Genomic DNA, 12,859 nt, shown 5'->3' on the forward strand with positions numbered 1-12,859 from the left:
ATCTCGAACTCGCGGCGTGAGGGCGTCCGCGACAGTCAAACAACGTAGTGGATCAGGCGTTCCGGCACGCCGGTTCAGCGCAGCCCTTCGACCCGTTCCTGCATCCCGGCCAGTGAGGGTCCACCCGCCAGCACTTCTCGGGACGCACTCGGCAAAACTATCCCCTCGGTGTTGCCGAATTGGCTCGCCACACCCGAAAGGGTGCCCCCCTGCGCACCGATCCCGGGTACCAGCACGACGCCCGAGAACCCGGTCAGGTCGATCCCCAGGTCAGCATGCGTGCCACCGACCACGAGACCGACATGGTTTCGGCCCTCGGACGAATTGTCCCGCTGGGCGTGGCGCACGATTGTCTGGGCCACCGAGCCGTCGCCGGTGGCTGCCAGTTGCACCTCATGACCCTCGGGATTGCTGGTGCGGCAGAGCACGTGAAGACCACGCCCGGTGGCGGCGGCCAGGTCGATGGCCGGACGCAATGACTCGTAACCCAGGTACGGGGAGACGGTGAGGGCGTCGGAGCGAAGCGGCGACTCGTCCGACAGGTAGGCGCGGGCGTAGCCGTCCATGGTCGAGCCGATGTCGCCTCGCTTGGCGTCCATGATGCTGAGCGCATTCGCCTCACGCAGGTCGGCCAGGATGCGCTCGAGCGCCAGCACCCCCCGTGACCCGAAGGGTTCGAACAGTCCCGACTGGGGCTTGAAGACCGGCACCCGGTCGGCCAGCGACTCGACCACCCGACGACCGAACCGCTCGGCGCCGTCGCCGTCGAGGGGTAGCCCCCATGCGTCGAGCAGGGCCGGGTGGGGGTCGATGCCGACGCACAGGGCCAATCCCCCGCGCAGGTCGATGGCCGCACGCAGTCGTTCGGCGTAGGCAGGGGCTGTCATCGACACTCCTTCGAGACCCGGTTGGCCGATCGCACCAGCGCCGGGCCCGAGTAGATGAATCCGGTGTAGAGCTGCACCAGTTGGGCGCCCGCGGCGAACATGCGGCGCACGTCGCCCTCGTCCATCAACCCGCCGACCCCGACGACGGGGAGCTGGGTGCGCGCGACGACCTGCTCGACGACGGCGAGGGCCCGGGCGCTCAGCGGGGCACCGGAGAGTCCGCCCGCCTGTTCGCCGGTGGCGCGGTCCGAGGCGGCGAGCCCGTCGCGAGCCAGCGTGGTGTTGGTCGCCACCAGGGCGGCGGCGCCGGCCAGGTCGGCAGCCGAGACAGCGGCGGCCAGGTCGTCCGCGTCGAGATCGGGGGCGAGTTTGACGAAGACGGGCAGGGGACGAGCCGCGTCGTGCTCATGGGCGGCCCTCACGACGGCGCCCACCAACGCCTCGAGGTCACGGCCGGTCTGCAGCGCCCGCAACCCCGGGGTGTTGGGGCTGGAGACGTTGATGGCGACGTAGTCGGCCACGTCGACCACGTCGGCCAGGGCGGCCCGGTAGTCGTCGTTGGCCCGCTCGTTGGGGGTGATCTTGTTCTTGCCGAGACTGACGCCCACCGCCAGTCTGAGGGCCTGGTTTCCGCGATGGACTCCGGCCCGACGCAACCGGGCGGCCAAGGCACCCGAGCCGGAGTTGTTGAACCCCATCCGGTTGATGATCGCCTTCGACTCCGGCAGCCGGAACAGCCGCGGACGGTCGTTGCCCGGTTGGGCCACCGGGGTGACGGTGCCCAATTCGGCGAAACCGAACCCGAAACCGGCCCACGCGTGGGCTGCGCGACCGTCCTTGTCGAGCCCTGCTGCGAGGCCGACCCTGCCGGGGAACCTGACGCCCGCCACGGTGAGCGGTGACCGCTCCCCCGCCACCGTCGACCGCAGCACCCGGTCGAACACTCGGGGACTCCACTCGAGTCCGGTGATCATCGCCTCGTGGATCTCTTCGGGGTCGCGGGTGAACAGCACCGGACGAGCCACCCGCTGGTAGCCGGCCCCCAACACATGGGTCCAGCCGTCGGCCAGTTTGGCGGGGTCAGGACGGATCATTCCACTCCTGCAGGCTCTTCACTTCCACCGCACCCGCGCGGATCGCCTCGATCCCCTGCACCGCAGCCGACAGCCCCTGCACGGTCGTGACGCAGGGAATTCCCTGACGGATGGCGGCCGTCCTGATCTCGTAGCCGTCGGCGCGCGGCGACCCGCCGGGGGTCTGGCCCTGGGGGGTGTTGAAGATCAGGTCGATCTTGTCGTCGTGGATCAGGTCGACGATGGTGGGTTCACCCTCGGGGCCGCGTCCCTCGGAGAACTTGCGCACCGTCGTCACCTGCACCCCGTGGCGGCGCAGCACCGTGGCGGTGCCGGCCGTGGCGTACAGGGTGAAGCCGAGGTCGGCGAGCCTCTTCACCGGGAAGATCGCGTGCCGCTTGTCACGGTTGGCGACAGCGACGAAGGCGGTGCCCGAGGTGGGCAGTCCCTGCCCGACCCCGGCCTGGGACTTCGCGAAGGCCGTACCGAAGGTGGTGTCGAGCCCCATCACCTCGCCGGTGGAGCGCATCTCGGGTCCGAGCACGGTGTCGACACCGAAACCCTCGGGAGTGCGGAACCGGTTGAACGGCATCACCGCCTCCTTGACGGCCAGCGGCGCCCCCTCGCGGACGATCGCGCCGTCACCCTCGGCGCGGAGCATGCCCTGCTCACGCAGTTCGGCGATCGTCCGACCGACCATCACCAGGGCGGCAGCCTTGGCGAGCTGGGTGCCGGTGGCCTTCGAGACGAACGGCACGGTGCGAGAGGCGCGCGGGTTGGCCTCGAGCACATAGAGGGTGTCGCTGGCGAGGGCGAACTGAATGTTGATCAGTCCGCGCACCCCCACTCCGCGGGCGATCGCCTCGGTCGAGGTGCGGATCCGGTCGACGACCTCCTCACCGAGCGTGATCGGCGGCAGGGCGCAGGCCGAGTCACCGGAGTGGATCCCGGCCTCCTCGATGTGCTCCATGACGCCACCCAGGTAGAGCTCTCGGCCGTCGTAGAGGGCGTCGACGTCGATCTCGACGGCGTCGTCCAGGAACCGATCGACCAGCACCGGCGAGGCCGACGAGATCAGGGTCGACTGTTCGATGTAGCGAGCCAGGGAGGTCTCGTCGTAGACGATCTCCATGCCGCGCCCACCCAGCACGTAGCTCGGACGAACCAGCACCGGGTAGCCGATCTCGGCGGCCACGGCGCGGGCCTGTTCGAACGACTCCGCCATGCCGTGCTTGGGTGCGGGCAGGTCGGCCCGGGCGAGCACGGCCCCGAAGGCGCCGCGCTCCTCGGCCAGATGGATCGCCTCCGGGCTGGTGCCCACGATCGGCACCCCGGCGGCCTTCAGGGCGGCGGCCAGCTTGAGCGGGGTCTGCCCACCCAACTGCACCATCACCCCGGCCACCGGGCCCGCTCCGAGTTCGGCGTGATAGACCTCGAGCACGTCCTCGAGGGTGAGCGGTTCGAAGTAGAGCCGGTCGGCGGTGTCGTAGTCGGTCGAGACCGTCTCGGGGTTGCAGTTGACCATCACCGACTCGTAGCCGGCCTCCGACAGCGCCATGGCGGCATGCACACAGGAGTAGTCGAACTCAATGCCCTGGCCGATGCGGTTGGGTCCCGACCCGAGGATGAGCACGGCCGGCTTCTCGCGGGGCTCGACCTCGGTCTCCTCGTCGTAGGAGGAGTAGTGGTACGGCGTGTGCGCCTCGAACTCGGCGGCGCAGGTGTCGACGGTCTTGTAGACCGGACGAATCCCCAGCGCCCAGCGCAGACCACGGACGACGTCCTCGGGCATACCGCGCAGCTTCGCGACCTGGGCGTCACCCAGCCCGTGCCGCTTGGCCCGGCGGAGCAGTTCGGGGGTCAGTTCCGGTGCCTCGTGCACCTGCTTGCCGATCTCGTGGATCAGCACCAGTTGGTCCATGAACCACGGGTCGAGTCCGGTGGCCTCGATCACCTGCTCGGGGGTGGCGCCCCAGCGCAAGGCCCGCTCCATCAACAGGATGCGTCCGTCGTGGGGCTGGCGCAGCCGCTCGAGGATCTCGTCGACGTCTCCGCCGTCGTACTCGCCGAACGGTTCCGCGTCCTCCGTGTCGGTCCAGAACCCGTGGTGTCCGGCCTCGAGGGAGCGCAGTGCCTTGTTCAGGGCCTCGGTGAAGTTGCGCCCGATGGCCATCGACTCGCCCACCGACTTCATGTGGGTGGTGAGGGTCTTGTCGGCCGAGGGGAACTTCTCGAAGGCGAACCGTGGCACCTTCACCACGACGTAGTCGAGGGTCGGCTCGAAGCTCGCCGGGGTCTTCAGGGTGATGTCGTTGTCGATCTCATCCAGGGTGTACCCGACGGCGACCTTGGCAGCGATCTTGGCGATCGGGAAGCCGGTGGCCTTCGAGGCCAGCGCCGAGGACCGGGAGACGCGCGGGTTCATCTCGATCACGATCATGCGACCGTCGGCAGGATTGACCGCGAACTGGATGTTGCAGCCGCCGGTGTCGACGCCGACGGCGCGGATGACGCCGATGGCGATGTCGCGCATCCGCTGGTACTCGCGGTCGGTCAGGGTCATCGCCGGGGCGACGGTGATCGAGTCACCGGTGTGGACACCCATCGGGTCGAAGTTCTCGATCGAGCAGATGATGACGACGTTGTCGGCCTTGTCGCGCATCACCTCGAGTTCGTACTCCTTCCAGCCCGTGATCGACTCCTCGATCAGCACCTCGGTGGTGGGGCTGGCGTCGAGACCGGTGCCGGCGATGCGGCGCAGTTCGGTCTCGTCGTGGGCGAACCCCGAGCCGAGCCCGCCCATGGTGAAGCTGGGGCGCACCACGACGGGGTAGCCGAGGTCGTCGGCGGCGGCGACCACCTCGTCCATGGTGTGACAGATGGCCGACTTGGCCACCTCGGCGGTGCCTCCGGTGATCCCGGTCAGCGCCAGCACGATCTGCTTGAACTGCTCACGGTCCTCACCGCGCTGGATCGCGTCCACCGAGGCGCCGATCAGTTCGGCACCGTACTTCTCGAGCACACCGTTGTCGTGCAGCGCGATGGCGGTGTTCAGCGCGGTCTGGCCGCCGAGGGTGGCCAGCACGGCGTCGGGACGCTCCTTGGCGATCACTCGCTCGACGAACTCCGGGGTGATCGGCTCGACGTAGGTGGCGTCGGCGAACTCGGGGTCGGTCATGATCGTGGCCGGGTTGGAGTTGACCAGGATGACCCGGAACCCCTCCTCGCGCAGCACACGGCAGGCCTGGGTGCCCGAGTAGTCGAACTCGGCCGCCTGGCCGATGACGATGGGTCCGGAGCCGATCACCAGGATCGACGAGATGTCGGTGCGCTTGGGCATTCAGTTGTCCTTCAGCAGGTCGACGAAGCGGTCGAAGAGGTAGGCGGCGTCGTGCGGTCCGGCGGCGGCCTCGGGGTGGTACTGCACCGAGAAGGCGATCAGCTTGCCGTCCTTGCGCAGTTCCAGTCCCTCGACCACGTGGTCGTTGAGTCCGATGTGGCTCACCCGCGCGGTGCCATAGGGGGTGTCGAGGGTTTCCCCGACGGGGGCGTCGACCGCGAACCCGTGGTTCTGGCTGGTGATCTCGACCTTGCGGGTGCCCAGGTCCATCACGGGCTGGTTCACCCCGCGGTGGCCGAACGGCAGCTTGTAGGTGCCCAGGCCGAGGGCTCGTCCGAAGATCTGGTTGCCGAAGCAGATGCCGAAGTAGGGCATGCCCGCGGTGAGCACCTGCTGGAGCAACTGGACCGAATGCTCGGCCGCAGCCGGGTCGCCCGGGCCGTTGGAGAAGAACACGCCGTCTGCGCCGGTGGCGCGAATGTCGTCGAGGGTGGACGAGGCCGGCAGCACGTGCACCTCGATGCCCCGCTGGGCCATCCGCTGGGGGGTCATCGCCTTGATGCCGAGATCGACGGCGGCGACGGTGAAGAGTTTCTCGCCTTCGGCCGGCACCACGTAGGGGTGGTCGGTGGTGACGTCGTCGACCAGGTTGGCGCCCGCCATCGAGGGCTGCTCGAGCACCTTGGCGAGCAGCGCTTCGGGGTCGGTGCCCTCGGAGCTGATGCCGACCCTCATCGCACCCTTGTCGCGCAGGTGGCGGGTGAGGGCACGGGTGTCGATGCCCGAGATGCCCACGATGCCCTGGGCCTTGAGTTCGTCGTCGAGGCTGCGCCGGGCCCTCCAGTTCGAGGCGAGCCGGGCGGGGTCACGGACGACGTAGCCAGCCACCCAGATGCGGCTGGACTCGTCGTCCTCGTCGTTCCAGCCGGTGTTGCCGACGTGGGGTGCCGTCATCACGACGACCTGCCGGTGGTAGCTCGGGTCGGTGAGCGTCTCCTGGTAGCCGGTCATCGCGGTGGCGAACACGGCCTCCCCGAACGTCTCACCGATCGCACCGTAGGCCTCACCGCGGAAACGGCGGCCATCCTCCAGAACCAGGATTGCTTCGGGCATGGCCGTCCTTCCCCTGCCCAGGGCAGGTCAAGCGTGGAAGTGTCTGCAGAACTTTAGCAGCGAGCCCGACGCCCACCGCCCACACTGCGGACGCTGGACGGATGACAGGCTGGACCCATGACGTGGACCTTCACCGCCGACGATCTGGTGGCCGCACTGCCCGACGAGGTCACCCTCGTTTGGGAGCCGGTGCGCGATGAGCCCCGGCTCGACGACTTCTGGCGAACCCTGGCCAAGGCCACCGACGAGGCGCTGGCCACTCCCGAACCGACCCTGCCGCGGACGGCCGTCTGGGAGTACCTCGACACGGGTGCACGGCTCCCCTACGAGGACGCCTACTTCGCCCGTCGTCGCCGGTTGGCGGCGATCGGGCTGTCATCGTTGGCCGGACGCCGCGACGCCCTGCAGGCGCTGCCCGATCGGATCGCGGCCGTCTGCGAGGAGCCGAGTTGGGCATTGCCGGCCCACGGCGGCTGGGAACCAGGTGGGCAGCGACAGGTGGACCTGTTCGCTGCGGAGACCGCCAACACCCTCGCCGAGCTGGTGACCCTGCTGTCGGGCGAACTCGACCCGCGGGTGCACGACCTGGTGACCGAGCAGGTCGGCAGGCGGGTGCTCGACCCGTTGGTCGACCCGGACACCTCGTTCTGGTGGGAGACGGCCGAGAACAACTGGTCGGCGGTCTGCGCGGGTGCGGTCGGATCGGCGGCGCTGCTGCTGCTGGAGCATGACCGCGAGCGACTGGTACGCATCCTCGCCCGCGTGCTGTCGGCGCTGGACTGGTATCTGTCGGGCTTCGGCTCCGACGGTGGCTGCGCCGAAGGGCTGGGCTACTGGTCGTACGGCATGGTGCACTTCATCGGGTTCGCCGACCTGGCGGAGCGGCTCACCTCGGGTGCCGTGAGACTGGGGGACGATCCGAGGGCCCGGGCCGCTGCGGAGTTCCCGGCCAAGGTCTCGTTGCCCGGTGGCGCGGGCATCACCTTCTCGGACACCACCGACGACCCGGTCGCCTCGAGCGCTGTCGGCTGGTGGCACGGCCGCGGCATCGAACTGCCCACGGTTCCGGTCGAGGTGATCGGACAGGACCCCTGCGCGCGTTGGCTGTCGATATCTCGGGCACCGGTGTGGCTGCCGCCCGAGACGCCGGGTCGTCCGCACGTCGACCTGTTGGACGACACCGGGTGGCTGGTGGTCTCGAACGACGACCGGGCGTTGGCGGTGAAGGCCGGCGACAACGGGGAGTCCCACAACCAGCGCGATCTCGGGCAGCTGAGCGTGTGGGTGGGGTCAGAACAGGTGCTGCTCGACCCGGGGTCGGGGGTCTACACCCGCGAATATTTCGCGGACGAGACCCGCTACGGCTTCTTCGAACCCTCGAGCTTCGCCCACAACGCCCCGCTGGTCGACGGACGACAACAACGACTTGGCACCGAGGCACGAGCCGTCGTCACGGGCCACGAACTGGGGCTCGAACGGGGTTGGATCTCACTCGACCTCTCCAGTGCCCTGCCCGATGGGCTCCGAAATCAGGGGCGGGTCGAGCGGCGGGTGGAGTGGGCGCATGCCGGGGCCAGCGTCACCTCGACCGACACCGTCGTGGCGGACGGGAGCACCGTCGAATGGCATTTGATCAGTGAGTTCGAACCGGAGGTGCTGGCGCGTGGGTTGCGCTGGCAGGCGTCCCAAGGGACGCTGACCGCGGCGCTGTCGACCGGACGGGTGGAGGTGCGTCGGCTCGACACGCGATCGCACCACGGGGCACCACGGACCCTGTGGATCGCCCAAGTGACAGCCGACATCGACGGTTCGCTGGTGTGGACCTGTCAGTTGTCGGTGGATGCAGGTGGTCGGTGACCGATGGTGTAGCGGACGTCCTGCCAGTAGGCGTCGGGGCCGTGCTGGGCCAACACCTGCTCCGCCGCTGACCGAACCTCGCTGAGGTCGTCACGGCTGAGCCGCATCCAGGCCGCCCGTTGCCCGACGGACCGACTGAACCGTTCCCAGGCGGGCACTCCGTCGAAGGGCAGCGAGATACGTCGGTGGCTGGTCGAGACCGTGGTGGCGCCGGCGTGTTGGAGTGCTCGCTCGAGTTGCTCGTCGCTCCCGAACAGGGACGACACCTCGGCAGCTTTCGGGTCGGCAGCCGGCATCCACCGGTGGAGCAGGGCGCTCAAGGCGTTCCATCCTTCGCCGGCCGGGCCGAAGGTGGAGACGCCTAGTCGTCCGCCGGGTTTCAACAGTCGCACCCAGTGGGAGAGAGCGGCTTGCGGGTCGGGCAGGAAGAACAGGACGAGGGCCGAGGCGACGAGGTCGTGACTGCGCTCAGGAAGGTCGGGTTGCTGGGCATCGCCCTGCACGAAGGTGAGCGTGTCGTGGCTGGCCTCACCGGCGCCGCACTCGGATCTGGCGCGATCGATCATGGCGGCGCTGACGTCGAGACCGACCACCTTCCCGTCGGGGACGACGCGGCGGGCGAGCAGCACCGAGGCGGTGCCCGGCCCACAGCCGAGATCGGCACAGACTTCTCCGGGTCGTGGGTCGAGAGCGTCGACCAGCCCCTGCGCCAGCGGGACGAAGAAGTCGAAGCCCATGCGGTCGTAGTCCCCGGCAAGGCTGTCGAAGACCTTCGCGACGGCGGCCACGTGTTCGGAGGTCATGAGTCATGGTGGCACCGGGCGGAAGGCTTGTCACGGGTCCCTGACGCACAGTGCTGAAGACGTTTGTGGGTACTCCTCGGAATCCCGGAGAAATGCTCTGCAGCACTCTGGAATTGTCAGTCGGGTGACGTAGAATGATACACATGTACGAATCGACGTCGACCCGCGACTGGTGGCACCAGCTGCCCGATGTCTCGCGCCCCGATGCCGTCTTCTCGTCCAGTGCCTCCGATGCTCTCGAGGAGATCACGAAGATGCGCGCCCTTCGCCGTCGTGCCACTCTCGCTGAGTTCCAGTTGGCCGCCGAGTACGCCGAACTGTCCGGCCGCGAGGCCATGATCCGCGAGGGCGCCCGCGCCGCCTCGGGCATGGCGCCCGTGATGCACGGAGAACGACTGTCGCGCATGGCCGGCGACGGAACCCCTCTGGTCGCGGAGTTCGCCTCCCTCGAACTGGGTCCTCGCCTGCGCCTCACTCCCGACGCCGCGTGGGCCCTGATGCGCGACGCCCTTGCGGCGAAGTACCGCCTGCCGGGCATCTGGGCGTTGCTCAAGGCGGATCGTCTCGAGGTGTGGCAGGCCCGCACACTGGCCGATCTCGTCCGGGGGCTTGACGCCGAACAAGCAGCCTGGCTCGACTCAGAGCTCTCGCCCCGCGCTGCTGGAATGAGCCCGACCCGGCTCGAGGCCCACGCCCGTGCGCTGGTCCGCCAACTGCGGTCGGACGAGGCCAACGATGAGCGTGATCGAGACCGGGCCAGGCGGCGCGTCGAGTTCACCTCGTCAGAGAACGGTCACACCACTGGCCTCATGGCCACGCTCGATGCCGCCGACGCCATCGGCCTCGACGCCCAGGTGGACCGGCTGGCAGAGATCTTCAAGCGGGCCGGCGACAGCGACACCCTCGAGGTGCGGCGGGCCAAGGCCCTCGGCGTCCTGGGTACACCTGCCCGAGCCCTGCAACTGATCCAGGCCTCGCTCCTGGACGAACTGCCCGCCCTGGTCGACGAGGGCGGGCTCGACCTTGATTGCCCAGCGCTGGGGCAGCGCGGACACACGTGCGGCACCATCACGGTCCACCCCGACCGGCTGCTCCCCAAGGCTGAGATCCGGGTGCATCTGTCCGATGCCACCCTGCGCGACGCCGACATCGAGCCCGATGCCCTCGTCAGGGTCGAGGCGCTGGGGCCCCAACTCGTGTCGTGGTTGGCCGATCTCGTCGGTCACACCCGGATCGCTCTTCGTCCGGTTCTCACGGTCGACTCCCTGCGGCCCTCCGACAGCTACGAAGTGCCAACCCATTTGCGCGAAGCGATTCAGGTCAGGAATCCGCTTTCGGTCTTTCCCTTCAGCAAGAAGCAGAGCGAATCCTGCGACGTCGACCACACGTTGTCGTTCGCGAGGAATGGTCCCCCGGGTCAAACGGCAACCAACAATCTCGGACCGCTCGATCGACGAGCCCATCGCGCGAAGACCCGCGGTGGCTGGAAGCTGGATCAACCCATTCCGGGATGCTTCCTGTGGACCTCACCACGGAACCATCGCTATCTGGTGACGCCGTCCTGCACTGTGGTGCTCGACCACGAGGACTTCATCGCACTGCCCGACGTCGCCTGAGCCTCACCAGCCCGGATAGCGGTCCGTCCACCGGGTGTGCGGACCCCAGTCCCCGTGCAGGTGCTCCCCACCCGTGAACTCGAGGACGAAGTCGTCGGCCAGTTCGAGGATCGTCCCCCGGCCCTCGACCTCGAAGACGAGCGAGGGTGGCAACGCCGTCTCCCCGTGCAGGGCGCCCAGGATGTTGCCGCAGATGGCGCCGGTCGAATCGCTGTCCCCCGAGTGGGTCACCGCGTAGGCCAGGGCGAGCATCTGGTCGGGCTCCGGGAACACCAGCGCTGCGTGCAGCGCCATGGCCAACGCCTCCTCGGCGATCCAGCCGCCCCCCAGCGACTCCATCGTGGTCGTCGAAGCCACTCCCCCGACGGACTCGCCCAGATCGATCGCCGCCTGCACCGCTCGCAGCGTCTCGCCGTTGCTGTCGCGCTCCCGCAGAACCTCGATCATGGTCCGGGTCGCCTCACGCAGACCCTGACCGCGGACGATGGCGCCCACCAGCACCGCCAAGGCGCCGGATGCGATCTGACCCGTGGGATGGCCGTGGGTGTGACCGGCAGCCTCGGCGGCCCCGGAGTAGCAGAAGTCGAGCCCCGCCCACCCCCACGGCGGCAGCAACCCCAACGGGGCGCTGCGCATCACTCCCCCGCACCCCTTGGAGTCGTTGTCGGCCGCGGCACCGAACTGCCTGGGTCGACGAGCACCGGCCCGGGCCGATCGCAGGGCCGTCAGGCAGGTGTTCCCGGGTGCGCGCCGTGAGTACAGCCACCCCTCTTGGGCCAGCCAGCCATCAGACTCCCCGTCGGGGCCGGCCATGTCCTGGGTGTCGAGCCACCGGATCATGCCCTCGACCGCGAACAACGTCATCTGCGTGTCGTCGGTGACCCAGCCGTGGCCGTCTCGTCCGTCGACCCGCCACGGGACGTACTCCCGCACTCCACCCTCGCCGCATCTGGCGAGGATCTTCTCGGTCTTCCAGAACTCCACCGGCCCACCCAGGGCGTCCCCGATGGCCCCTCCGAGCAGGGAACCCCGAACGCGTGATCGGTAGGTCTCCAGGTCGGAGCGGCTGGGGGTCATTCCAACTCGTCGGTCGTGGGTTCGCCGGTGTGCTCGGCCTCGGCCACCACTTCGGCATGCACCTGGGCGACCTGGTCCTCGTCCATCATGGGTGCCCGGACGACACCCGACAGCACCCCGTTGAGAAAGCTGGGTGACTCGTCGGTCGACAACTCGCCGGCCAGCACGAGGGCCTCCGCGATGGCGACCCGGTGGTCGATGCCGCCGTGGTCGATCTCATAGACGGCGATCCGGGCCAGTGCACGGTCGACCCGCGGCATGCGCGGCAGCGACCATCCCTCGTCCAGCGCCTGACTGAGCCGCGCGTCGATGGAACGGAGGTTCGCCATCACGCCCTCGACGAGTTCGGCCGTGTACTCCCGCAACGGCGGGTCGGCCAGCAGCACGTGGTCGTGCAGGATGGCCAGCGCCGGCTCGCCACGCAGGTCGGCCTCGAACAGCACGTCAAGGGCGGCTTTGCGCGCCTTCGTCCGCGCCGAGAAGTGCGGACGGCCCCCGGTACCGGTCACTTGTCGGTGATGCGGCCCAGGTAGGAACCGTCACGGGTGTCCACCTTGACCTTCTCGCCGGTGGTGATGAACAGCGGCACCTGGATCTGCTTGCCGGTCTCGAGGGTGGCGGGCTTGGTGCCACCGGTCGAACGATCGCCCTGCAGGCCGGGCTCGGTGTAGGTGATCTCGAGCTCGACCGAGGCGGGCAGGTCGATGTAGAGGGGGTTGCCCTCGTGCAGTGCCACGGTGGCCATCTGGTTCTCGAGCATGTAGTCGCTGGCCTCGCCGACGGTCGCGTCGGGAATGGCCACCTGGTCATAGGTGGTGGTGTCCATGAAGACGAACGCGTCGCCATCGTGGTACAGGTACTGCATGTCGCGACGATCGACCGTCGCGGTGTCGACCTTGGTGTCGGAGTTGAAGGTCTTGTCGACGACCTTGCCCGACAGCACGTGCTTCAGCTTGGTGCGGACGACGGTGTTGCCCTTGCCCGGCTTGTGGTGCTGGAACCACAGCACCTGCCAGAGCTGACCATCGAGGTCGAGCACCATGCCGTTCTTCAGATCGTTGGTTGAAGCCACGTCATCGCCTTTCGAAGTTGT

The 12,859-nt window shown here is 68.6% G+C and carries 10 protein-coding genes; 2 read left to right on the top strand and 8 right to left on the bottom strand.

Annotation, left to right across the window (positions count from 1 at the left end; translation table 11 throughout):
* Positions 1–74 precede the first annotated feature (74 nt).
* From pyrF to carA, 4 genes are read right to left on the bottom strand one after another with little or no spacing between them, the layout of a single operon-like run.
* Positions 75–887: an orotidine-5'-phosphate decarboxylase gene (pyrF, locus tag QQZ11_RS11630; protein WP_284550523.1), complete on the bottom strand. Its 813-nt coding sequence runs from the start codon at positions 885–887 to the stop codon at positions 75–77.
* On the bottom strand, positions 884–1,981 hold the full coding sequence (locus QQZ11_RS11635; RefSeq protein WP_284550524.1) for a quinone-dependent dihydroorotate dehydrogenase: 1,098 nt from the start codon (positions 1,979–1,981) through the stop codon (positions 884–886). The genes pyrF and QQZ11_RS11635 overlap by 4 nt, the downstream gene beginning before the upstream one ends.
* On the bottom strand, positions 1,968–5,300 hold the full coding sequence (gene carB, locus QQZ11_RS11640; protein ID WP_284550525.1) for a carbamoyl-phosphate synthase large subunit: 3,333 nt from the start codon (positions 5,298–5,300) through the stop codon (positions 1,968–1,970). The genes QQZ11_RS11635 and carB overlap by 14 nt, the downstream gene beginning before the upstream one ends.
* Entirely contained in the window at positions 5,301–6,413 is a 1,113-nt protein-coding gene (gene carA / locus QQZ11_RS11645) for a glutamine-hydrolyzing carbamoyl-phosphate synthase small subunit (RefSeq protein WP_284550526.1), read from the bottom strand.
* A gap of 117 nt (positions 6,414–6,530) precedes the next feature.
* Between carA and QQZ11_RS11650 the strand changes: the two genes are divergently transcribed.
* Complete coding sequence (locus tag QQZ11_RS11650; protein ID WP_284550527.1) at positions 6,531–8,270, top strand: heparinase II/III domain-containing protein; 1,740 nt, start codon at positions 6,531–6,533, stop codon at positions 8,268–8,270.
* Here the strand turns inward: QQZ11_RS11650 and QQZ11_RS11655 are convergent.
* The gene (locus QQZ11_RS11655) at positions 8,240–9,073 is read right to left on the bottom strand and encodes a class I SAM-dependent methyltransferase (protein ID WP_284550528.1); all 834 of its coding nucleotides are present in this window, start codon (positions 9,071–9,073) and stop codon (positions 8,240–8,242) included. The genes QQZ11_RS11650 and QQZ11_RS11655 overlap by 31 nt on opposite strands.
* 143 nt (positions 9,074–9,216) lie before the next feature.
* On the opposite strand from QQZ11_RS11655, the gene QQZ11_RS11660 reads away from it, so the two are divergent.
* Positions 9,217–10,689 (top strand): hypothetical protein, encoded by a 1,473-nt coding sequence (locus tag QQZ11_RS11660; protein WP_284550529.1) that lies wholly within the window; start codon positions 9,217–9,219, stop codon positions 10,687–10,689.
* A gap of 3 nt (positions 10,690–10,692) precedes the next feature.
* On the opposite strand, the gene QQZ11_RS11665 is transcribed toward QQZ11_RS11660, so the two are convergent.
* The 3 genes from QQZ11_RS11665 to efp are packed head-to-tail and all read right to left on the bottom strand — an operon-like array spanning position 10,693 to position 12,808.
* Entirely contained in the window at positions 10,693–11,766 is a 1,074-nt protein-coding gene (locus tag QQZ11_RS11665) for an ADP-ribosylglycohydrolase family protein (protein WP_284550530.1), read from the bottom strand.
* Positions 11,763–12,275 carry a transcription antitermination factor NusB gene (gene nusB, locus QQZ11_RS11670; RefSeq protein WP_284550531.1) on the bottom strand — a complete coding sequence of 171 codons (513 nt, stop codon included), beginning with the start codon at positions 12,273–12,275 and terminating at the stop codon, positions 11,763–11,765. The genes QQZ11_RS11665 and nusB overlap by 4 nt, the downstream gene beginning before the upstream one ends.
* Positions 12,272–12,808, bottom strand: a complete 537-nt coding sequence (gene efp, locus QQZ11_RS11675; protein ID WP_040438193.1) for an elongation factor P — start codon at positions 12,806–12,808, stop codon at positions 12,272–12,274. Before efp ends, nusB begins: the two co-directional genes overlap by 4 nt.
* Positions 12,809–12,859: the final 51 nt, after the last annotated feature.

It is taken from the genome of Aestuariimicrobium sp. T2.26MG-19.2B (assembly GCF_950101875.1).
Lineage (GTDB): Bacteria > Actinomycetota > Actinomycetes > Propionibacteriales > Propionibacteriaceae > Aestuariimicrobium > Aestuariimicrobium kwangyangense.

Coding starts and splice junctions, on each gene's coding strand:
- pyrF (WP_284550523.1), bottom strand. CDS start 887: ATGACAGCCCCTGCCTACGCCGAACGACTGCGTGCGGCCATCGACCTG.
- QQZ11_RS11635 (WP_284550524.1), bottom strand. CDS start 1,981: ATGATCCGTCCTGACCCCGCCAAACTGGCCGACGGCTGGACCCATGTG.
- carB (WP_284550525.1), bottom strand. CDS start 5,300: ATGCCCAAGCGCACCGACATCTCGTCGATCCTGGTGATCGGCTCCGGA.
- carA (WP_284550526.1), bottom strand. CDS start 6,413: ATGCCCGAAGCAATCCTGGTTCTGGAGGATGGCCGCCGTTTCCGCGGT.
- QQZ11_RS11650 (WP_284550527.1), top strand. CDS start 6,531: ATGACGTGGACCTTCACCGCCGACGATCTGGTGGCCGCACTGCCCGAC.
- QQZ11_RS11655 (WP_284550528.1), bottom strand. CDS start 9,073: ATGACCTCCGAACACGTGGCCGCCGTCGCGAAGGTCTTCGACAGCCTT.
- QQZ11_RS11660 (WP_284550529.1), top strand. CDS start 9,217: ATGTACGAATCGACGTCGACCCGCGACTGGTGGCACCAGCTGCCCGAT.
- QQZ11_RS11665 (WP_284550530.1), bottom strand. CDS start 11,766: ATGACCCCCAGCCGCTCCGACCTGGAGACCTACCGATCACGCGTTCGG.
- efp (WP_040438193.1), bottom strand. CDS start 12,808: ATGGTGCTCGACCTCGATGGTCAGCTCTGGCAGGTGCTGTGGTTCCAG.